Here is a 23,020-nt window from a genome sequence, read left to right as displayed (position 1 = left end):
AGAGATTTAAAAAATCCGAATTTCACCTGTCTATGCCGCTTTTTATGTTATTACATTGACGAAATGTATACCTCAGTCTGGTTCAATTACTCTTACCTCTCGTTCATCGCTGTATATAAGAATTTTCTGCACTAAAAAGTATCAATCCACCGTTAAATGCGCCATTTAAGTGCATCCTACCCGGTCAGAAATTACCTACAAAGAGTTAACGCTAAGTAATTACTCATATCATCAATGAAATGCAACTCTGGCATCCCATTTGCTAATACCAAACTGGCTACACGCCAACAGACAGCGACGGTGCATCACTGGTGCGCTACAAAATTAAAATAGGCTCGACTTTGCCTCACAGGACGCTTTCATGAAGAAAATAATGATTTCAACACTGGTTGCCACCGCCTCATTAGTGGCATTAGCAGGTCAGGCCCACGCGGGCACTACTTTGGATGCGGTGAAGAAAAAAGGTTTTGTACAATGTGGTATCAGTGATGGATTGCCCGGCTTCTCCTATGCAGATGCCAGCGGCAAGTTCTCTGGTCTGGATGTCGATGTCTGCCGTGGCGTAGCTGCTGCCATCTTTGGTGATGCAGAAAAAGTAAAATACACCCCGCTGACCGCAAAAGAGCGTTTTACCGCCCTGCAATCGGGTGAAGTTGATATTTTGTCACGTAACACCACCTGGACTTCATCCCGTGATGCTGGCATGGGGATGTTATTTACCGGAGTGAACTATTACGACGGTATCGGCTTTCTGACCCACAATAAAGCGGGGCTGAAAAGCGCCAAAGAGCTGGACGGGGCGACGGTGTGTATTCAAGCCGGTACAGATACTGAGTTGAACGTCGCTGATTACTTTAAAGCCAATAAAATGCAATACACTCCAGTTACCTTCGACCGTTCTGACGAAAGTGCCAAGGCATTGGATTCCGGCCGCTGTGACACATTGGCCTCTGACCAATCACAACTGTACGCACTGCGTATCAAGTTAGGTAAACCAGACGAATTTATCGTATTACCGGAAGTTATCTCTAAAGAACCACTGGGGCCGGTTGTGCGCCGGGGTGATGAGGACTGGTTCGCCATCGTGCGCTGGACACTGTTTGCCATGTTAAATGCTGAAGAGATGGGTGTGACGTCGAAAAACGTCGAAGCACTGGCAGCAAAACCAACCACACCGGATATGGCACATCTGTTAGGTCAGGAAGGCAACTATGGTAAAGATCTGAAAGTGCCTAACGATTGGGTGGTTAAAATCGTGAAACAAGTGGGTAACTACGGCGAAAGCTTCGACCGTAACGTCGGTTTGGGCAGTGAGCTGAAAATAAAACGCGGCCAGAATGCGCTGTGGAACAATGGCGGTCTCCAGTACGCGCCTCCGGTTCGCTGATTACTGATTACCTCTCCGGCAGGCCCGCCCTGCCGGATGTATTATCCAGACCGAGGCCCACACTATGTCACAACGCCCAACCGTCAAAGGTGTCTTTTCGCTGACCAATCCAGCGGTACGCGCCTGGTTGTATCAAATTATCGCGCTATTGATACTGATCGGATGCGGTGCGTATCTTTTCCATAACACCATTACCAACCTGTCGACCCGGGGCATCACCTCCGGCTTTGCTTTCCTGAATAACAGCGCCGGTTTTGGTATTGTTCAGCATCTTATCGATTATGAGCAAGGTGATACCTACGGCCGGGTGTTTTTGGTCGGGTTATTCAATACCTTGCTGGTATCAGTATTATGTATTTTCTTTGCGTCGATCCTCGGGTTCTTCCTTGGGCTGGCGCGTTTATCTGATAACTGGCTGTTACGCAAACTGTCCACTATCTATATCGAGACATTCCGTAATATCCCGCCCTTGCTGCAAATCTTCTTCTGGTATTTCGCGGTATTACGCAATCTACCAGGGCCACGACAGAGTCTGGATGCCTTCGGTGTGGCTTTTCTCAGCAACCGTGGCTTGTATCTACCATCACCGGAGTTTGCTGCCGGTTTTATACCCGCCATACTCGCTGTGCTGCTGGCCGTTGTTATCATCGTGGCGCTGTATCGCTATAACCATTTCCGTCAGTTACATACCGGTCAGTTTCACCGCACTTGGCCGATTGCCTTACTACTGTTGATAGCCCTACCAGCAGCGGCCCATTTTCTGTATGGCTCGGCACTGCATTGGGATCTACCGCAGTTACGCGGCTTTAACTTTAAAGGTGGCCTGGTTCTTATCCCTGAATTGGCGGCCTTGACCTTGGCACTGTCGGTTTATACCTCGACCTTTATTGCTGAGGTGATTCGTTCAGGCATTCAGTCCGTGCCCTATGGTCAGCATGAAGCAGCCCGTTCACTGGCGCTGCCCAACACCGTCACCTTGCGCCAAGTTATTCTGCCACAGGCGTTACGAGTCATCATTCCGCCACTCACCAGTCAATACCTGAACATCGTCAAAAACTCCTCACTGGCAGCCGCTATCGGCTATCCAGATATGGTGTCGTTGTTTGCCGGCACAGTGCTGAACCAGACTGGTCAGGCGATAGAAACTATCGCCATTACCATGTCAGTCTATTTGGTTATCAGCCTATCCATTTCATTTTTAATGAATCTCTACAACCGGCGGATCGCGCTGGTAGAGCGCTAAGGGAAGCGAATGACGATGACACTAACCCGTGAACCACCCAGCACAGTACGGCCGGGCAACCCGTTAAGCCGGATGGTGTTTTGGGCGAGAAAGAATTTGTTTTCCAGTTGGACTAATAGTCTGCTGACGCTGCTGTGCCTGTGGCTGATGTGGCAATTGATCCCGCCATTACTGAATTGGACTATTTTTAACGCCAACTGGCTAGGTACATCGCGCACTGATTGTACCCGTGAGGGTGCCTGCTGGGTGTTTATTCATGCGCGCTTTGGCCAATTTATGTATGGCCTTTATCCTATTGAGCAGCGTTGGCGCATCAACACCACCTTGATCATCGGATTGCTGACGCTCATTCCATTATTCTGGCGCGCTATGCCACATCGAGGCCGCTATTTGGCGGTGTGGATGGTAGCGTACCCACTGCTGGTATGGTTGATGTTATATGGCGGTTTCCTCGGGTTAACCCGGGTTGAAACCCGCCAGTGGGGCGGCCTGACACTGACGCTGATCATCGCCGCAGTAGGTATTGCCGGTGCGCTACCGCTGGGGATTTTATTGGCCTTGGCCCGCCGTTCGAGTATGCCAGTGGTGCGTATTCTGTCAGTGGTATTTATTGAGTTCTGGCGCGGGGTGCCGCTAATCACCGTGCTGTTTATGTCCTCGGTGATGTTGCCACTGTTTATGACCGAAGGCACCAGCATCGACAAACTGATCCGTGCCTTGGTCGGGGTGGTGTTGTTCCAATCAGCCTATGTGGCAGAAGTGGTGCGTGGCGGGTTACAGGCCTTGCCCAGAGGACAGACCGAAGCCGCCGAGTCACTGGGGCTGGGCTATTGGAAAACCCAAGGGCTGGTTATTTTGCCACAAGCCCTGAAGATGGTGATCCCCGGGTTGGTAAACACCATTATCGCCCTGTTTAAAGATACCAGTCTGGTTATCATCATTGGTCTGTTTGATTTGTTCAGCAGCGTGCAGCAAGCCACCGTCGACCCTGCCTGGTTGGGGATGTCGACCGAAGGCTATGTCTTTGCCGCCGCTGTCTATTGGATTTTCTGTTTCAGCATGTCGCGCTACAGCCAGCATCTGGAAAAGCGCTTTCACACCGGACGTTCCACACATTGAGGCATAACATGAGCGACAATCAGCCAACTCCAGGCGATAAAATGATGATTACGCTGGAAAACGTCAATAAGTGGTACGGGCAGTTCCACGTATTGAAAGATATCAATTTACATGTGCGCCCTGGCGAACGCATCGTACTTTGCGGTCCTTCTGGCTCAGGTAAATCTACCACTATCCGCTGCATCAACCATTTGGAAGAGCATCAGCAGGGGAAAATCATGGTGGATGGCATCGAACTTAACGATGACCTGCGCAATATTGAACGGGTACGTACCGAGGTCGGCATGGTGTTCCAACACTTCAATCTGTTCCCGCACTTAACGGTGATGCAAAACTGCACGCTGGCACCAAGCTGGGTACGTAAGATGCCCAAGAAAGAGGCCGACGAATTGGCAATGCATTATTTAGAACGGGTGCGGATTGCAGAGCACGCCCATAAGTTCCCCGGCCAACTTTCCGGTGGCCAGCAGCAGCGGGTGGCAATCGCCCGTTCGCTGTGTATGAAACCCAAAATCATGCTATTTGATGAACCAACCTCGGCGCTGGACCCTGAGATGGTGAAAGAAGTGCTGGATACCATGATCAGTCTGGCAAATGAAGGCATGACCATGTTGTGTGTAACCCACGAGATGGGTTTTGCCCGCACCGTTGCCGATCGGGTTATTTTTATGGACCGTGGGGAGATAGTGGAACAAGCACCACCCGCCGAATTTTTCTCTAACCCGAAATCAGAGCGCACCCAGGCGTTTCTGGCGCAGGTTATTCATTAACTAATTCATTACGTTGGGTTTTCCATTGAGTACTTGCGGGTGAGGGTATCCTCACCCTTTTTTTGCCTTACTCTGCCACAATATCGTCAAACAGGATTCGGTCACGAGTGATATGCGATTGCGGACACAAGAATATGAACTCGACGTCGGTTTTCGCTGCCAGTTGATGCGCGGTATTAGGGTAGATGCAAAATACAGAACCTTTAGCAAAAACATCTACACGCTTATTTTTTAATTCTCCATCAATGACATCCGCAGTCCAGATAGCACCTTCACCCGAGAGAATAATATACCACTCCTCATCTTGAGCATGACTATGGCAACTCACGCGCTTGCCTTGCTTAACGCGAGTTCCATAAGCCTGCAAACCTTCTTTCTTAAACATTTCTGCAATTGAGATCCCAACGACGGGATCTTCTATAGCATTATCATAATTAAAACCGGATATATTGATCATGTAACACTTCCTTGTGGAAAATAGAGTAAATAATAAACTAGACTGCAAAGGGTAATCGTTATTTAATAACTTAACAACCCCCATTAATACTAAAACATTACCAATAATTAAATAGTAAATTAATTAAATGGTGAAATAATGAAAACTAACTTATTAGAGTCACTTAACGTTTTAATTCGCTTTTGGGCACAGAGTTCAGAGCCTTGGGGAGCGAAAGATAATAATTCAATATTTATTTATGCAAATAAAAAATACCATGAATTATTATCCTTACCGGATAAATTCAACGTAGAAGGACGACTCGATGGCGAACTCCCGGCATCAACATCGGAGTTTCAAAATGAATTTCAACAACATGACCGTAAGGTAGAGTTATCGCAAGATCGTATAACGTCAGTTGAAATACATGCATTTGAGGGGCACCCCTATTTTCAACCTTGGTTTTTTGATAAATATCCATTAATTGATGAAAATGGCGTATCTGTAGGAACTATTTTTCATGGTCGAGCGGTAGATAATATGATATTAACTCATTTAAATAAAATAAAAACACCCACATCTCTTGTATTCACACCACCATCTGACTTATTTTCCAGAAGAGAGTGGGAAGTGTTATTTTATCTTCTACATTCATTTTCCCATGTGGATATCGCCAGAAAAATTCATCTATCACCCAGAACCATCAGTAATACCATCCAAAGTCTCTATAGAAAAACAGGGGTTTCCAGCAAACGACAAATCATAGAATACTGCCATGAGAAAAATATCAATAATTATATTCCTCAGAGTTTCTTTGAATACACAGGTTCCTTCCCATTAACATAAAACCAATATCGAGTGACTCGTCCTTAAGGGTTGCTATTACCATAATAGAATATTTTATTGATTAGTGCGGGCCGCAAAGTTGATTCCGTTAGATAAACCGGCCACCGAACGGCAGCCGGATTTAAGAAACGTTAACCCTCTTTTTCGATCAGTAACGCTTCCAGCAAATCCAAATCGTGCAGCAGTTTTTGCAGCGTTTCATTGCTGATTTTCTGCGTCGCACGCAGGTGATACAGTTCCCCACGCTCGGCTCGTAATGCGGTTAAACGAAAACGCCGCTCCAGATTCTCAACCAGCAAGGTGTTCTCAATTTCATCCTTACTGCCGGTACGCCGTCGCAATGTCCCGATAACTCGTGAACTGATCTCTTTTAGCAACTCCGGGTCAATATTCTCCTCGCTGCTGGCTGCCAGCCGCTCTTCCATTTTATTCAGGCTAACAATTGCCACCTCGGCAGTCGCCGCCCGAGCGAAACGCACTTCTTCACGGCTGGCACTTTTATCTGCTACCACCACACCACGCAGCAATGGCGGCAAAGCAATCACCCCGATAATAACCGACAGCAGAATCACGCCGGTGGCGATAAATACCAACTGGTAACGGGATGGGAAGGCTGAACCATCGCTGAGGAATAACGGAATAGAGAGGACACCGGCAAGAGTAATCGCTCCCCGTACCCCTGCAAACGATGCCACCCACAGTTCACGTGTGGTGTAATTGCCAAACTCCAGTGGCCGTTTGGTCAGGATGCGTTTACTGATTTTCTTCATCGACCATAGCCAGCTAAAGCGCAGTACCAACAACGCACCATAAATAATGGCAACATCCGCGAAGAGGTTCCAGGTTTGAATGGTTGGGTCCAGTTCAGCCTGTATGATTGATGTTTCCAAAATCCCCGGTAATTGCAGCCCCAACAGGATGAACACCATGCCGTTAAACACAAACTCCAGCATCGACCACACGCTGTCGGCACGTAACCGCATCGTCAATGGTGCGTTTCGGATAATCCCGGACTGACTGATGGTCATCCCTGCCGCCACTGCGGCCAGAATGCCGGAGACGCCAATATGCTCAGCAATCAGATAAGAAGCGAATGGCAACAGCAGCAGTAAGACAATTTGTGTTGCCGGATCATCACCACTCCAGCGGCTCATCAGGCGCAGTGACTTACTGTATAGCCAGGTTACCGCCACACCAGCCAGCAGGCCACCAATCGCCACTTTTAGGAACTCAAGTGTGGCACCAGACACGGTAAAGACCATCGTCCCCATTGCCACCGCAATGGCAAACTTTAGCGCAACCAGACCAGAGGCATCATTCATCAACGCCTCCCCTTCTAATACGCCCATAATCGATTTAGGTATGCGCCCTTTCCCCACAATGCCGGATAATGCCACAGCATCGGTTGGCGACAATACCGCCGCCAGTGCAAACGCGGCTACCAGCGGAATACCCGGCACCATCCAGTAAATCAGATAGCCGATACCCACCACGGTGACCAGCACCAATGCCAGCGCCAGACCAAATATCTCCCGCCCATGGTGAATAAACTCTCGTGTCGGTGTTTTCCAGCCGTCGGCAAAGAGCAGCGGTGGAATAAACAGCACCAGGAATAATTCCGGGTCAAAATCGACATGCAAACCAAAGTGGGGAAAGGCCAACAAGGCACCACAGACAATCTGCATCAGAGGAAGGGGGATTTGAAACGGCAACATCCGAGTGACAACGCCGGAAAGCGACACCACCAGAATCAGGATGAGGATTGTAAAAAAAATTTCCATGCTTTCCTTAGACTCAACTCAACACAACTCAATATAAGATTTAACCTCACCCGCCCGTAGACAGGGCCGGAGTTTAGCTTTTGATAGTAGATCACTTTTTTGTTAAACGGGGAAAAAACCTGTAACAGATGGCAGGAAAAAACAAAGAAAATAGGGTTATTAAAAACCGCTGTGGCATCGGGACAGCGTCACCCCGATGCCAGCAAAAACTCATCGCTTAGATTGCCCAGCCACCCGCATAGAATGCCACTAACGCGATAGCGATAATCACGGTACCGATATTCAGTTTACGCCATTCACCGGAACAGATACGGCCAATAACCAGCGAGCTGAAGCCCAACATAATACCGGTGACGATATTACAAGTCAGCACGATAAACACAGCACAAAGCAGGCCAGACATCGCATCAACAAAGTCTTCGAAATCCAGTTTGGAGACGTTGCTCAACATCAGCAACCCTACATACATCAGAGCCGGTGCCGTCGCATAAGCCGGAACCAAATAGGATAGTGGCGACAGGAACAGCATCAGCAGGAACAAAATACCTACCACGGTGGCGGTCAAACCGGTTTTACCACCAGCGGCAGTACCGGCGGCAGATTCGATATAAACCGCAGCAGGCGCAGCGCCCACCAAACCAGCAAAAATGCTGCTAACGGAGTCAGATGTCAGAGCTTTACCGCCGCTGATGATCTGGCCGTCTTTATCCAACAAATTAGCCTGACCCGCTACCGCGCGGATAGTCCCGGTGGCATCAAATACAGCAGTCATCACTAATGCCAATACACTTGGCAGCACCACAGGTTTCAATGCACCCATGATATCAAGGCTGAAAATCAATGAATTACCGTTAGCATCCGCCAGGCTAGGCATCGCAAACAGCCCTTGATAGGTCACACTCGGATCAAAAATCAGGCCGATAACCGAGATGGCGATGATCACCAGCAGAATGCCACCCGGCACTCGCAGTTTTTCCAGACCGAAAATCACCGCCAGCCCTAGCAAAGTCATTATGACCGGGAAAGAGGTAAATGCACCCAGTGCAACCGGTAAACCTTCAATCGGGTTTTTGATAACCAGGCCGACACCGTTTGCTGCAATCAGCAACAGGAACAAGCCGATACCGATACCGGTACCATGTGCCACGCCCATCGGCAAATTACGCAATATCCATGAACGGATACCGGTCACAGAGATAATAGTGAACAGCACCCCCATCAGGAATACTGCCCCCAATGCCACAGGAATACTGATGTGTTGCCCCAGCACCAAGCTGAATGCCGTAAACGCTGTCAGTGATATGGCGCAACCAATCGCCATCGGCAAGTTGGCCCACAACCCCATCAACAAAGAACCAAGACCGGCAACCAGACAGGTTGCCACAAACACCGCTGTTGGTGGGAAACCCGCTTTGCCAAGCATACTTGGTACAACAATGACCGAGTAGACCATGGCGAGAAAGGTTGTCAGGCCAGCCAGCACTTCCTGGCGTACATTACTGCCGCGTTCACTAAGCTTGAAAAATGCATCAAGCGAACCTTTTGGCGTTACTGCCCGGTTCACTTGAGGGTTGGTGCTAGACATGGTTATGTCCCCTGTGTGTCATTTTAAAGTAGTCAGCAAGTCAGGCGCCCTTCCCTACGTAATCGTTTCCGTTTTTGCCGATTAACTCGACAACGCCTCCAACATCTTCATGGTGGAGAAAATAGCAAACGATTAGCTGGAAGCACGCATGACTGAAAAAAATCGAAGAAAAACTACAATAAGCGTCATTGTTGCAGGCAGTTTGGACGCGGCCAGCGCGCAAAAACCGGAGCGTACACTCGGTACGTGAGGATTTTTAGCACTGCCCAAGTTCAAAATGGCAAATAAAATAGCCTTATTGTAAGGCAAACGATTATCTAGCTATTCGTAGCGACTAATCAACACCAGATAGCGACATTTATTGCATTTTTTTACATTAATTTGTCGGGGGAGCATTAATTTGACGGGAAACAAAAGTGTGAGTAGCCTCACACTCATTTACTTTGCGTGGCAATGATGCCGAATCATCGGTTATCAGCCTTCCAGTTTGTAGGCTCCGCCCTTCTCAATCGCCTGTTGGTAGGCTGGGCGCTGATGAATGCGCACTAAGAAATCTTGCAGTTTCGGGAACCCCTCAAGACCACCACGGGTGTTGATTGCCTCGATAGGAAAACTCATCTGAATATCCGCCGCGCTGAAATCACTGCCAGCAAACCACTGATTATTCGTCAAATGCTGTTCCAGATAATCGCGGTGAGTAGCAATTTGCTTATTCAGATAACTTTTCTGTACGCCATCACCCAGAGCCTTGGCAACCGGGCGAATAATCCACGGCACAGGCGGCCCACCCAATCGGCTAAAGATAAGTTTCATCACCAGCAATGGCATCAATGAACCTTCGGCATAATGCATCCAGTAACGGAACTGTTGACGATCATAGTGACCGGTGGGTTTAAATAGCCCCTGTGCATCATAGGTTTCCTGTAAATACTCAATAATGGCACCAGACTCCGCCAAGGTGAGATCACCGTCAGTAATCACTGGTGATTTTCCCAATGGATGGATTTTTTTCAATTCTGGTGGTGCCAGTAAGCTGCCGGGGTCGCGCTGATAGCGCTTCAACTCATAAGGAACTTGCAGTTCCTCCAGCATCCACAAGATACGTTGTGAACGTGAATTATTCAGATGGTGAACCGTGACCATGACCAAGCTCCATATGATGAACATAAGAGTATTGATTATAGTGATAAAAGAATTTTTTGGTTTGCAAAGCTGCCAATACCAATTTTAAGAAAGCAAAACAGATATATCGAGGTATAAAAATCTCATCCCTCAGGCGCGGCTTAAAACCAACAAAAAGCCCCGCCAAGGCAGGGCTTTATTTTCCTAATCAGCACTGTTGTGCTTAAAAAACAGCGCAATCAGAACGGGATATCATCATCGAAATCCATTGGTGGCTCATTGCCGCCTTGTGGTTGTGCTGCTGGTGCAGACTGGGCCGGACGTGAAGTCTGACCGCCGCTGAACTGGTTACCACCTTGTGGCTGCTGAGGTTGACCCCAACCACCTTGCGCCCCGCCGTCTTGTGGTGCACCACCACCTGCCGGAGCAGCGCCGCCCTGACGGCCACCCAGCATTTGCATGGTGCCGCCCACATTAACCACAACTTCTGTGGTGTATTTCTCAACACCAGCCTGATCTGTCCATTTACGAGTTTGCAGTGCGCCTTCAATATAAACCTGAGAGCCTTTACGCAGATATTCACCCGCCACTTCTGCCAGTTTGCCGAACAACACCACACGGTGCCATTCAGTTTTTTCTTTCTGCTCGCCGGTGGCTTTATCACGCCAGCTTTCGGAAGTGGCCAGGGTGATATTGGCAACAGCTCCGCCGTTTGGCATGTAGCGGACTTCCGGGTCTTGGCCCAAATTCCCGACCAAAATCACTTTGTTTACGCCTCTGCTGGCCATGTGAACTCTCCTGATGAAGTAAATTTTGTACAGTATAAACGAGTAAGTTTAACACGCTAACTGCTAAACGGCACAGTAGATCATAACTGCGAAATGTGTTGCAGTTTTATCATGACATCTGCCTTAATTGCACTCGAATACTGGATATCCATTCAGGTTTTTTTGTGTCATAATTATCCGTTTCGTACTGGCTGTGTCCTTTTTTGACGTTGCAAAATGCGTCTATACATTACTCAAAGTAATTGGAGTTGCAGGTAGGCGGCAAGCGAGCGAGTCCCTATGAGCTTACAGCCAGTAAGTGATTAGGGTGAGTGAACGCAGCCAACAACCCTACGGCTTCAAGTACGAAGAGTAAAAAAGGGCGCGGGAGAGGCTCAGTTTACATCCGGGAAGTGTTTGAATGGATAATATAGAAGTTCGGGGCGCTCGCACCCATAATCTTAAGAATATCAACCTGATTATCCCGCGCGACAAACTGATCGTGGTCACCGGTCTATCGGGTTCAGGCAAATCCTCACTGGCTTTTGATACCTTGTATGCCGAGGGGCAACGCCGTTATGTTGAGTCTCTTTCCGCCTATGCGCGCCAATTTCTATCGCTGATGGAAAAACCGGATGTCGACCATATTGAAGGTCTGTCACCGGCAATCTCCATTGAGCAAAAATCAACTTCGCATAACCCACGCTCGACTGTGGGTACCATCACTGAAATCCATGATTATCTGCGTTTGCTGTTCGCCCGTGTCGGTGAACCACGCTGCCCAGATCACGATGTTACGCTAGCCGCGCAAACCGTCAGTCAGATGGTGGATAACGTCATCAGTCAGCCGGAAGGCCGCCGCTTGATGTTACTGGCTCCGGTGGTAAAAGATCGCAAAGGCGAACATACCAAAACGCTGGAAGGTCTGGCTATGCAGGGCTATATCCGGGCGCGGATCGATGGCGAGGTGTGTGATCTGTCTGATCCACCGAAATTAGAACTGCAAAAAAAACATACCATTGAAGTGGTGGTCGATCGCTTCAAAGTGCGTGAAGATCTGGCTCAGCGTCTGGCTGAATCATTTGAAACGGCACTGGAGCTTTCTGGTGGTACTGCCGTCGTTGCCGATATGGACGACCCTCACGCCGAAGAGTTGCTGTTCTCCGCCAACTTTGCCTGCCCGATTTGCGGCTACAGTATGAGTGAGTTGGAACCACGCCTGTTCTCCTTTAACAACCCGGCGGGGGCCTGCCCAACTTGTGACGGCTTAGGGGTACAGCAGTTCTTTGATCCAGACCGTGTATTACAGAATCCAGAGCTGTCGCTGGCGGGTGGTGCCATCCGTGGTTGGGATCGCCGCAACTTCTATTACTTCCAGATGCTGCGTTCACTGGCAGATCATTATAAGTTTGATATCGAAACGCCATTTAACTCGCTCGATAGCGCGATACAGCACGCCGTTTTATACGGTTCTGGCAAAGATACCATTGAATTCAAATACATTAACGATCGGGGTGATACCACCGTTCGCCGCCACCCATTTGAAGGGGTGTTGCACAATATGGAACGTCGCTATAAAGAGACGGAGTCCAGTGCAGTACGTGAGGAACTGGCCAAATATATTAGCAATCGCTCCTGTGCTTCATGCCACGGTACTCGCTTGCGCCGCGAAGCGCGTTATGTGTTTGTCGAAAACACCACTCTGCCCGAGATTTCTGAACTGAGCATCGGCCACGCACTGACCTTCTTCCAAAACATGAAACTAAGTGGTCAGCGGGCGCAAATTGCTGAGAAAGTGCTGAAAGAGATTGGCGATCGGCTGAAGTTCTTGGTTAACGTCGGGCTGAATTATCTGTCGTTGTCCCGTTCGGCGGAAACACTGTCTGGTGGTGAAGCGCAACGTATCCGTTTGGCCAGTCAAATTGGCGCCGGCTTGGTGGGTGTCATGTATGTACTGGATGAACCGTCCATCGGTTTGCACCAACGTGATAATGAACGGTTGCTGGAAACATTGATTCATCTGCGCAATCTGGGTAACACCGTGATTGTAGTGGAACATGATGAAGACGCTATCCGCGCAGCCGACCATGTGATTGATATTGGCCCGGGTGCGGGTGTGCATGGTGGTGAGGTGGTGGCCGAAGGGACCGTTGAGGCCATCATGGCTGAACCTAAGTCACTGACCGGTCAGTTCCTTAGCGGCAAACGAGAAATCGCCATACCTGCGCAACGCGTGCCGGGGGACCCAACCAAAGTGTTAAAACTGATTGGCGCCAGCGGCAATAACCTGAAAGATGTCACGCTGACACTACCGGTCGGGCTGTTTAGTTGTATTACCGGGGTTTCTGGCTCAGGTAAGTCAACGCTGATCAACGACACCTTATATTGTATCGCCCAGCGCCAGTTGAACGGCGCGACCAGCAACGAACCGGCGCCATTCCGTGAAATTCAAGGCTTGGAGCATTTCGATAAAGTCATCGATATTGACCAAAGCCCGATTGGCCGGACGCCGCGCTCTAACCCGGCGACTTATACCGGTATCTTTACCCCCATTCGTGAGCTGTTTGCCGGTGTTCCTGAATCACGTACCCGTGGTTATACGCCAGGCCGCTTCAGCTTTAACGTCAAAGGGGGCCGTTGTGAGGCCTGCCAGGGCGACGGGGTGATTAAAGTCGAAATGCACTTCCTGCCCGATATCTATGTGCCATGCGACCAGTGTAAAGGTAAGCGTTATAACCGTGAAACGCTGGAAGTAAAATACAAAGGTAAAAGTATCCACGAAGTGCTGGCGATGACTATCGAAGAGGCTCGCGAGTTCTTTGATGCGGTTCCGGCACTGGCGCGTAAGCTGCAAACACTGATGGATGTGGGCCTGTCCTATATCTGTCTGGGGCAATCTGCGACTACGCTGTCGGGTGGTGAAGCGCAACGGGTGAAACTGTCGCGTGAATTATCAAAACGCGGCACCGGTCAGACGCTCTATATTCTGGACGAGCCGACTACCGGCCTGCATTTTGCTGATATTCAGCAACTGCTGGCGGTGTTGCATCAGCTGCGCGATCAGGGCAATACCATTGTGGTCATTGAGCACAATCTGGATGTGATTAAGACTGCTGATTGGATTGTCGATCTGGGGCCAGAAGGCGGTAGTGGCGGTGGCGAGATTCTGGTCGCTGGTACACCAGAGACTGTTGCAGAATGCGCCGCGTCACATACCGCACGCTTCCTCAAGCCAATGCTGCAACGTAAGTAGAGCATCAATTAATCTATCAGCATCCAAAATCATTGGAGCTGCAGGTTGGCAACCCGTGAACAACAAATCAGCCAGGCCCAAGGATGGGCCAAATAATGAACCTGGCTAACAACCCCGCAACTCCAAGTACCAAGGGGGTATCAAACAGCCAGCTCCTGTCGCCTATGTTCCGGTAACCCCTGCAATACCAATTGATAAGAGCGGTCAATTAACGAGTAAAATTGTGAGTTCGGTAATTGTCCATCCAGAAACACCGTGTTCCAGTGCGCTTTATTCAAGTGTTCACTCGGCACGATCTCCGGATGTTGCTCTCGCAAACTCTCCGCCAACTCAGGGCTGGTTTTTACCGAAATAGAGGGCCGCCCACCAATTTCACCCACCATCGCAAACATCACATCGGCTACTTTAATCTGATTGGTCTGCCATTCCTCATGATCACTCTGCTCTGCCCCCGGTTTAGACATGCAGTATTCCAATAATGCTGAATTATTCATTGGGTTATCTCCTGTAATGGGCCAGTGCCGTCTAGCGAAAGGGCCTCATAGCGTATTCATTCCATCGGATACAGCAACATGCTGAAGTATTAGCTTGCACTTATAACAGAAGATTTACTGTGAGCGATGAATGATCATTGGGCATGGGTCTGCCACCTTATTTAGTATATTCTTTAATCGATTTACAGCCATTGGCGAAGAGCTAACCAGACAGGTTATGTAGATAAGTGACGGAAAGATGGTGGAAAAAATAAAGCAAAAAGGCGATATTTCTATCGCCTTAAACAGTTCGTCGTGTTAGATAACGCGATAACTAATTACTGTACTGCCGCAAACGCAGCCGCTACTCGCTGAACATTACTGTGGTTGACACCTGCCATACACATCCTGCCGCTGGCAATCAGATACACGCCAAACTCGTCACGCAGACGATCCACTTGTGCAGCACTAAAACCGGTATAGCTGAACATGCCACGCTGTTGCATTAAGTAATCAAAATTGCGATTGGGTAGTGCCGCCTTCAAGGCTTCCACCAACGTGCTGCGCATTTCAATAATACGCCGACGCATCTGCTCCACTTCAGCCTGCCATTGCGCCCGTAACTCGCTGTCATGCAGTACTTTTGAAACAACCTGTGCACCAAAGTTTGGCGGGCTGGAATAGTTACGCCGCACCGTGGCTTTCAGTTGCCCCAATACCCGACCAGCAGCTTCTTCACTTTCACATACCACGGAAAGGCCACCGACCCGTTCGTTATACAGAGAGAAGATTTTAGAGAAGGAGTTACTGACCAGACAGGGTAATTCCGCTGCCGCCATGGCTCGAATCGCATAAGCATCTTCATTCAGCCCAGCACCAAAACCCTGATAGGCAATATCCAGGAACGGGATCAGATCCCGGTCTTTAGCCACGCCAATAACCTGATCCCACTGTGCATTCGTCAGATCAGATCCAGTTGGGTTATGGCAGCAAGGATGGAGCAAAACAATGCTTCTGGCTGGTAACTGCTGCAACGTTGCCAGCATTTGATCGAATTTTACGCCCAGCTTGTCATTATCAAAGTACGGGTAGGTATTCACCTTAAACCCTGCGCCACTGAAAATAGCGACATGGTTTTCCCACGTAGGGTCACTGACCCACACCTGAGAATCTGGGAAATAGGAATGAAGGAAATCAGCACCCACTTTCAATGCACCGGAGCCACCAACAGTTTGGATAGTCGCTACTCGTTGCTGAGCCAGCATAGGGTGATCGCTGCCGAATAGTAGCTGCTGAATAGCAGTACGATAAGATTGCAGACCTTCCATCGGCAAGTAAACCGGTGTCCCATGTGGCTGAGCATTCAATTGGGTTTCAGCGGTATCCACTGCCTGCATTTGCGGGATCTCACCCTGCTCATTGTAATAAAGCCCGATACTCAGATTCACTTTATGTGCTCGGCTATCGGCTTTAAAACTCTCCATCAATGACAGGATCGGGTCACCTGCATAGGCATCAACATTTTGGAACACGGCGCTGCTCTCCTAGATTGATAATAATTGTCTATACCTTGATTAGTCAGCTTACCTTATTCCCCTAAATATTCCATCGCTACACGGGAGGTCAGCTTGGTGATCAATTCATAGGCACTGATACCGGTGTAAGCTGCGATCTTCTCAACCGGTAAATCCGCCCCCCACAACAGCACTTCATCACCGACTTTGTCGCTGCTATCTGGCCCAAGATCAACTGAAATCATGTCCATCGATACCCGCCCCACAATGTGCACTTCGCGGCCATTTACCCACATCGGCGTACCCGATGGTGCGCTGCGCGGATAACCGTCACCGTAGCCAATCGCCACCACACCCAGGCGCGTATCACGTTCACTGACCCAAGTTCCGCCGTAGCCCACGGACTCACCGGCTTTATGTTCACGTACAGCAATCAGGCTGGATTTTAATGCCATCGCTGGCAGTAGACCAAAATGGCTGGCATAAGGTTCATCCAGCGGCGAAACGCCATACAGTATGATACCGGGACGAACCCAATCACGATGCGCTTGCGGCCACAGCAAAATACCGCCAGATGCAGCAATAGACTGTTTACCCGGTTTGCCAATAGCAAAGGCGTCAAAACACGCCAGTTGCTGGCGGGTAGTATCCACCTCAGGTTCGTCGGCACGACTGAAGTGGCTCATAATATTAACTGGCTGACTAACGTTGCCACAAGCACATAGCCGCTGGTAGAAGGCTTCGGCCTGCTCAGGACGGACTCCTAAACGATGCATACCGGTATCGAGCTTCATCCAGACATTGATCGGAGCAGGGAGATTGGCCGCTTCCAGCGCTTCTAATTGTTCAATACTGTGTACTGCGGTTTCAATCCGGTTAGCCACCAGAATAGGCAAGTCCTCTGCTGTAAAAAACCCTTCCAGCAGTAGAATAGGTTTTACAATTCCGCCAGAACGTAGCATCAGAGCTTCGCCGATGCGCGCGACGCCATAGCAATCGGCATCCTGCAAAGTATGTGCTGTTTCTAATAACCCGTGGCCATAAGCGTTTGCTTTCACAACAGCAATCAGGCGGCTTTGTGGCGCCATGCGCCGTACCTGATGCAAGTTATGTCGCAGAGCGCGGCGGTCGATTACTGCTGTTGCCGCTTTCATTTCTTATCCTTAATAATTGATGTTATACCCAAAGAACCTGGTGTTGCAGGTCGCCGGCCAGCGAGGGTTCCGCGTGAGTCATCGCCGCTAACAACCCTGCAGCGTCAAGGACTAAGGGGAAACTATTCGTCGTCGTACTGTGGACCGGCATAGTTATCAAAGCGCGACCATTGACCGTTAAATTTCAGCCGGACAGATCCGATCGGACCGTTACGCTGTTTACCCAAAATAATCTGCGCGATCCCTTTCTCATCACTGTTCTCGTGATACACCTCGTCACGATAGATAAACATGATTAAGTCCGCATCTTGTTCGATAGAGCCGGATTCACGTAAGTCGGAGTTAACGGGCCGTTTATCAGCACGTTGCTCCAAACTACGGTTAAGCTGTGATAACGCCACTACCGGGACTTGCAACTCTTTCGCCAGAGCTTTGAGTGAGCGCGAAATCTCGGCGATTTCCAACGTTCGGTTATCAGAAAGAGACGGCACCCGCATCAATTGCAGGTAGTCGATCATAATCAGACTCAAACCACCATGTTCGCGGAAAATACGCCGCGCGCGGGAGCGCACTTCTGTCGGTGTCAGACCGGATGAGTCATCGATGTACATATTGCGTTTTTCCATCAATATGCCCATGGTGCTGGAAATACGCGCCCAATCCTCATCATCGAGTTGGCCGGTTCGGATACGGGTCTGGTCAACATGTGACAGCGACGCCAGCATACGCATCATGATCTGATCGCCGGGCATCTCCAAACTGAAGATCAATACCGGTTTTTCCTGCATCATCGCGGCGTTTTCACACAAGTTCATCGCAAACGTGGTTTTACCCATTGATGGACGCGCGGCGACAATGATCAAATCTGATTTCTGTAAACCGGCGGTTTTTTTATCAAGGTCGGTAAAGCCGGTTGAAACACCGGTCACCCCATCATGGGGCCGCTGATAAAGTTGCTCAATTCGCGCGACCGTGGCTTCGAGGATTTGATCGACACTTTTCGGCCCTTCATCTTTACTGGCGCGGCTTTCAGCTATCTGAAACACTTTGGATTCAGCCAAATCCAGCAAATCTTCACTGCTACGCCCTTGGGGATCATAACCGGCGTCAGCTATCTCATTGGCGACCGAGATCATTTCACGAACTACCGCACGTTCGCGCACAATATCAGCATAGGCACCAATATTCGCCGCACTTGGGGTGTTTTTCGATAACTCTGCCAGATAGGCAAATCCCCCCACCGAATCCAGATCGCCTTTTTGCTCTAGCGACTCAGACAAGGTGATCAAATCGATAGGTTTGCTGTTTTCCAGCAAACGCTGCATTTCAGTAAAGATTCGGCGGTGCGGGCGGCTGAAGAAGTCATTGCTGGCAACGCGTTCTGACACATTATCCCAGCGTTCATTATCCAGCATCAAACCGCCCAACACGGACTGCTCTGCCTCCAGCGAATGAGGCGGGAGTTTCAGCCCTTCCATCTGGCGGTCTCGTGGCTCTGTCATATTGTTGGTTGGTTTTTTTGCGGCCATGAAGAGTGTTCTTTACCTTTGTTGCGATAGGAAAATATCGAATAGAAAATATAACGGCCTAGTATATACACAAAGTAATTGGAGTTGCAGGTAGACCGCAAATGAATGGAGCTGATGAGTTCAGAAAGTTCGCTGATGAGGAAAAAAAATGCCGCCCACATTGCCGCACCGTCTTATTCGCAGAGGTAATAATATTCCCTATTACATATCGGTATTAGCCAGATCTTGGCACTCCGTGCAGAACCCTGTAGGGTGAAAATACACCTATCTATAGGAGCTACCATGGCAAAGCATATCCAATTCAGTACCACTGGCGGGCCGGAAGTGTTGCAATACCTTGACTTTACCCCTTCTGACCCTGCAGCACATGAAGTTCAGGTAGAAAACAAAGCGATCGGTATTAACTATATCGATACTTATGTTCGCAGTGGGCTTTATTCACCATCACAGTTTCCCAGTGGGTTGGGAACAGAGGCGGCGGGAATTGTCACTAAAGTTGGTTCGTCGGTTAACACAATCAATGTCGGTGACCGGGTGGTATATGCCCAATCAGCTCTCGGGGCTTACAGCGAAGTGCATAATGTTGCGGCAGAGAAGATTGCCATACTTCCTGACAACATCTCTTTCGAGCAGGCCGCAGCATCATTCCTCAAAGGGCTGACCGTCCACTATCTGTTGCGCCAAACCCACGAGATAAAACCGGGTGAGGTATTCCTATTCCATGCGGCGGCGGGTGGTGTCGGACTAATTGCTTGCCAGTGGGCGAAAGCGCTTGGTGCTAAGCTTATCGGCAGTGTTGGCTCTGATGAAAAGGCCGAATTGGCAAAAGCCGCTGGCGCCTGGGCCACGATTAACTATCGTACAGAAAATATCGCCGAGCGGGTGGCAGAGCTGACTAATGGCGAGAAAGTGGGTGTGGTGTATGACTCGGTTGGGAAAAGTACCTGGCTGGATTCGCTTAATAGCCTTAAGCGCAGAGGCTTGATGGTGAGTTTCGGTAATGCCTCCGGCCCAGTGACAGGAGTAGATCTTGCCATCCTGAACCAAAAAGGCGGGCTATATGTTACTCGCCCCTCCCTCAACACTTATGTCACCAATCGGCAAGAGTTAGCAAGTGCCAGCCACGAACTGTTTTCACTGATTGCTGGCGGAGCCATTAATGTCGATGTGGCAAAAGCACAGCAATTCCCGTTGCGTGATGCTCACCGTGCCCATCAAATCCTAGAAAGCCGCCAGACCACAGGATCCAGCTTGCTGATACCCTGAGTTGTTTGGCCATTCCTAAGGTAATATTGTTGAAAAAACAAAGGGCTCCGATTAGGGAGCCCTTCTTTACAACGCTTTCTTTGATGCACATGTAGGGGTACAGCAGCGTATTCTGTCAGAGCTAACTGCCGTTTATACGGCTATTTTTACCTCTGGCAGGGATGAAAATGCGATACCAAATCGTATCGGTTAGCATCCTAGCAAGCACGCCCGAGAAAAAATACGTTTTCCCTCTGATTCGCCCCACTAATCTTTCAGGCTGTGATCGCTACCGCAAGAAAGGGAAATTTTAGTAACGCCGGACTATCGGTTTCTGCATCGAACGCCATATCCAGACGGCCACAACCGCCAGAATCAACCAAGGTAGCAGCTTAATCATCATGACGAATAAGCCCCCTACCATCATAAAAGCAGCAGCCACCAGTAATGCAGCGAAGATCCCTAACAGGGAAATACCGGTTACCATCAGCATGATAAAAAAGCCGATAACAAAGAGAATTTCAAACATGGCTGGCTCCTTAATAATTGTGTATGTCCCACAACCACATCATTAAATATAACGAACAAATCGGGGATTTTATAAGAAGTATTACAAGAAGCATGCCAACTTTAACATATCAGCTAATTCATTGAATTTAATGATTAAGTAATATTAACATCTACCAGAAAAATGGATATGCATGGTCAATTTGACTAACTTATAGCTAATTTACTATTCTATTATACTCAAAGTAATTGGCGTCGCAGGTAGGCAGCAAGTGAACGCATCCCGATGAGCTTACACAGTCAAGTGATTTGAACGCTGCTTGCAGCGGCCTCGCCTTGCGAGGCCCACCGGATGGGCCGAGTCACTAGCGTAGCTAACAACCCTGCGACTTCAAGGACGAAGGGTATAAGGCCGAGTGACCAGCGCTAAGGCTTGCTCTACTACAGCAACGCCAGCACCAGGCTTATGGGCATTTTCGCTTAGATGGCGACGCCATTGACGCGCACCAGGAATTCCCTGAAAAATCCCAAGAATATGCCGGGTGATGTGGCCCAAATAAGCGCCGCGAGACAACTCCTGTTCGATATAAGGATAAAGCGCTTCAATCGCCTTAATGCTATCGACCACTGGGGCATTTACATCAAATAGTTCGCGATCCACTTGGGTCAAAATGCTTGGATTTTGGTAGGCTTCACGGCCCATCATTACCCCATCAAGATGTTTAAGATGCTCTTTGGCTTCAGCCAGCGTTTTCACACCACCATTAATGGCAATAGTCAGTGTTGGGAAATCACGCTTGAGCTGATAAACCCGCTCATAATCCAGCGGTGGCACTTCACGGTTCTCTTTCGGGCTAAGCCCTGAGAGCCAGGCTTTGCGAGCATGAATGGTAAAGATATCGCATTCGCCACGGTCCGCCACCGTTTGCACAAACTCGCATAAGAACTCATAGCTATCCAGTTGGTCAATGCCGATACGAGTTTTAACGGTGACAGGAATAGAAACCACATCGCGCATAGCTTTAATGCAGTCAGCGACCAGTTCAGCCTCACCCATCAGGCAAGCGCCAAAACGACCATTTTGTACCCGATCAGACGGGCAACCCACATTTAGGTTTATTTCATTGTAGCCGCGTTGTTCAGCCAATTTGGCACAATGGGCCAGCGCCTGCGGGTCACTGCCTCCAAGTTGCAGTGCCACCGGATGATCCTGTTCGCTATAAGCCAGATAGTCAGCTTTACCATGAATAATGGCACCGGTGGTGACCATTTCGGTATATAACAAGGTCTGCTTGGTTAACAAACGATGAAAATAACGGCAATGACGATCGGTCCAATCGAGCATCGGCGCGACGGAAAAACGTTGTAGAGGGTAGTGTGGCTTATTGGCCGGGGTGCTGGAAAAAGTCTGGGCTGCGTGCATTTACGGTGATTTCATCGGTTATTATTTCATCAAATACCCTTTAAAGTTGCCCGCCGAGCGAACCCTACAAAGGGATGGAATGAGTAATTATACCATAGAAGCTGACCATAGCTGCCTGTGTGATAATTGAACTCTACGACTGATCGTTCTGTCATCGAATCCTGTGAATTAACAAAAGTGTGATACCCACCTTCCCCTCGTTTTTTCACCTATCGGCGATTAACGCTAAATATGGTAAAATCAATTCAATTCAAATGCTGCGGGATGGATATCATGAAACCTATCGATGAGGAAAAGCTGCTGGCTCAGGCTGAAAGTCTGTGTCAACAACGTAACGTCCGGCTGACACCGCAACGTCTTGAAGTACTACGCTTAATGGCACAACAACCTGGCGCAATCAGTGCCTATGACCTGTTGGATTTGTTGCGTGTGTCTGAACCACAAGCCAAGCCTCCAACTGTTTATCGCGCATTGGATTTTTTGCTGGAGCAAGGGTTTATTCACCGCGTCGAGTCAGCTAATAGTTATGTGCTATGTCATCATTTTGAAGAGCCAACCCATACTTCAGCGCTATTTATCTGTGATCGGTGCAAAATAGTCACTGAACGCACCACAGTGGGCATTGAAGAGGCATTGTCACAGTTAGCAAAACAATCAGGTTTTGTGCTGCGTCACAGTGTGGTTGAAGCGCACGGTTTATGTGCTGAATGCGGGGAAGTTGAAGCATGCGAAAGCCATGAGCATTGTGACCATGACCACTCTATTGTTACTAAAAAGAAATAGCTGCGTACCTAATTGAAGTTGCAGCAATGTTAGCTGCTCTCCAATTACTTTTGCCTTATACCCGTCATACTTCAAGCTGCATG

The 23,020-nt window shown here is 49.0% G+C and carries 19 protein-coding genes; 8 read left to right on the top strand and 11 right to left on the bottom strand.

Translation table 11 applies throughout. The features are described 5' to 3' along the window. Window positions 1-361 precede the first annotated feature (361 nt). From V1955_RS01680 to V1955_RS01665, 4 genes are all read left to right on the top strand, one after another. The gene (locus V1955_RS01680) at window positions 362-1,387 is read left to right on the top strand and encodes an amino acid ABC transporter substrate-binding protein (protein WP_372569715.1); all 1,026 of its coding nucleotides are present in this window, start codon (window positions 362-364) and stop codon (window positions 1,385-1,387) included. A 64-nt stretch (window positions 1,388-1,451) separates the two neighbouring features. Continuing rightward, complete coding sequence (locus tag V1955_RS01675) at window positions 1,452-2,630, top strand: amino acid ABC transporter permease (RefSeq protein WP_372569716.1); 1,179 nt, start codon at window positions 1,452-1,454, stop codon at window positions 2,628-2,630. A gap of 15 nt (window positions 2,631-2,645) precedes the next feature. Next, on the top strand, window positions 2,646-3,749 hold the full coding sequence (locus V1955_RS01670) for an amino acid ABC transporter permease (RefSeq protein WP_420071407.1): 1,104 nt from the start codon (window positions 2,646-2,648) through the stop codon (window positions 3,747-3,749). 8 nt (window positions 3,750-3,757) lie between these two features. After that, window positions 3,758-4,519: an amino acid ABC transporter ATP-binding protein gene (locus V1955_RS01665; RefSeq protein ID WP_042568985.1), complete on the top strand. Its 762-nt coding sequence runs from the start codon at window positions 3,758-3,760 to the stop codon at window positions 4,517-4,519. Between the two features lie 67 nt (window positions 4,520-4,586). Here the strand turns inward: V1955_RS01665 and V1955_RS01660 are convergent, their stop codons facing one another. Continuing rightward, window positions 4,587-4,976 carry a cupin domain-containing protein gene (locus V1955_RS01660; protein WP_442820451.1) on the bottom strand — a complete coding sequence of 130 codons (390 nt, stop codon included), beginning with the start codon at window positions 4,974-4,976 and terminating at the stop codon, window positions 4,587-4,589. A 138-nt stretch (window positions 4,977-5,114) separates the two neighbouring features. Between V1955_RS01660 and V1955_RS01655 the strand changes: the two genes are divergently transcribed. Next, on the top strand, window positions 5,115-5,801 hold the full coding sequence (locus V1955_RS01655) for a helix-turn-helix transcriptional regulator (protein WP_083162149.1): 687 nt from the start codon (window positions 5,115-5,117) through the stop codon (window positions 5,799-5,801). Window positions 5,802-5,932: 131 nt separating this feature from the next. Here the strand turns inward: V1955_RS01655 and V1955_RS01650 are convergent, their stop codons facing one another. The 4 genes from V1955_RS01650 to V1955_RS01635 form a co-directional block, all read right to left on the bottom strand. Beyond that, the gene (locus V1955_RS01650) at window positions 5,933-7,582 is read right to left on the bottom strand and encodes a Na+/H+ antiporter (protein WP_442820450.1); all 1,650 of its coding nucleotides are present in this window, start codon (window positions 7,580-7,582) and stop codon (window positions 5,933-5,935) included. 217 nt (window positions 7,583-7,799) lie between these two features. Continuing rightward, a complete protein-coding gene (locus V1955_RS01645; protein ID WP_083162145.1) occupies window positions 7,800-9,167 on the bottom strand; it encodes an NCS2 family permease in 1,368 nt (455 codons plus the stop codon). Window positions 9,168-9,641: 474 nt separating this feature from the next. Next, window positions 9,642-10,310 (bottom strand): glutathione S-transferase family protein, encoded by a 669-nt coding sequence (locus tag V1955_RS01640; protein WP_083162143.1) that lies wholly within the window; start codon window positions 10,308-10,310, stop codon window positions 9,642-9,644. Between the two features lie 218 nt (window positions 10,311-10,528). Beyond that, a complete protein-coding gene (locus V1955_RS01635) occupies window positions 10,529-11,077 on the bottom strand; it encodes a single-stranded DNA-binding protein (protein WP_083162141.1) in 549 nt (182 codons plus the stop codon). 400 nt (window positions 11,078-11,477) lie between these two features. Between V1955_RS01635 and uvrA the strand changes: the two genes are divergently transcribed. Beyond that, window positions 11,478-14,309: an excinuclease ABC subunit UvrA gene (uvrA, locus tag V1955_RS01630; protein ID WP_083162139.1), complete on the top strand. Its 2,832-nt coding sequence runs from the start codon at window positions 11,478-11,480 to the stop codon at window positions 14,307-14,309. A gap of 140 nt (window positions 14,310-14,449) precedes the next feature. Here uvrA and V1955_RS01625 read toward each other — a convergent pair whose 3' ends face one another. From V1955_RS01625 to dnaB, 4 genes are all read right to left on the bottom strand, one after another. After that, the gene (locus V1955_RS01625) at window positions 14,450-14,803 is read right to left on the bottom strand and encodes an MmcQ/YjbR family DNA-binding protein (RefSeq protein ID WP_083162137.1); all 354 of its coding nucleotides are present in this window, start codon (window positions 14,801-14,803) and stop codon (window positions 14,450-14,452) included. Between the two features lie 317 nt (window positions 14,804-15,120). Beyond that, a complete protein-coding gene (locus V1955_RS01620; protein WP_083162135.1) occupies window positions 15,121-16,314 on the bottom strand; it encodes an amino acid aminotransferase in 1,194 nt (397 codons plus the stop codon). Window positions 16,315-16,370: 56 nt separating this feature from the next. Next, window positions 16,371-17,450 (bottom strand): alanine racemase, encoded by a 1,080-nt coding sequence (gene alr, locus V1955_RS01615; protein ID WP_442820449.1) that lies wholly within the window; start codon window positions 17,448-17,450, stop codon window positions 16,371-16,373. 122 nt (window positions 17,451-17,572) lie between these two features. Beyond that, window positions 17,573-18,979: a replicative DNA helicase gene (gene dnaB / locus V1955_RS01610; protein WP_005191462.1), complete on the bottom strand. Its 1,407-nt coding sequence runs from the start codon at window positions 18,977-18,979 to the stop codon at window positions 17,573-17,575. 282 nt (window positions 18,980-19,261) lie between these two features. On the opposite strand from dnaB, the gene V1955_RS01605 reads away from it, so the two are divergent. Beyond that, on the top strand, window positions 19,262-20,245 hold the full coding sequence (locus V1955_RS01605) for a quinone oxidoreductase (RefSeq protein WP_372560375.1): 984 nt from the start codon (window positions 19,262-19,264) through the stop codon (window positions 20,243-20,245). A gap of 289 nt (window positions 20,246-20,534) precedes the next feature. Here the strand turns inward: V1955_RS01605 and pspG are convergent, their stop codons facing one another. Both pspG and dusA read right to left on the bottom strand, forming a co-directional pair. Beyond that, window positions 20,535-20,753, bottom strand: coding sequence for an envelope stress response protein PspG (pspG, locus tag V1955_RS01600; RefSeq protein WP_083162129.1), 219 nt, complete (start codon window positions 20,751-20,753; stop codon window positions 20,535-20,537). Window positions 20,754-21,122: 369 nt separating this feature from the next. Next, entirely contained in the window at window positions 21,123-22,154 is a 1,032-nt protein-coding gene (gene dusA / locus V1955_RS01595; RefSeq protein ID WP_372560374.1) for a tRNA dihydrouridine(20/20a) synthase DusA, read from the bottom strand. A gap of 273 nt (window positions 22,155-22,427) precedes the next feature. On the opposite strand from dusA, the gene zur reads away from it, so the two are divergent. Further along, window positions 22,428-22,937, top strand: a complete 510-nt coding sequence (zur, locus tag V1955_RS01590; RefSeq protein WP_083164027.1) for a zinc uptake transcriptional repressor Zur — start codon at window positions 22,428-22,430, stop codon at window positions 22,935-22,937. Window positions 22,938-23,020: the final 83 nt, after the last annotated feature.

Origin of the sequence: Yersinia sp. 2545 StPb PI (genome assembly GCF_052217125.1) — a bacterium.
Classification (GTDB): domain Bacteria; phylum Pseudomonadota; class Gammaproteobacteria; order Enterobacterales; family Enterobacteriaceae; genus Yersinia; species Yersinia enterocolitica_E.
This window is presented reverse-complemented; position numbering and strand designations above follow the sequence as displayed.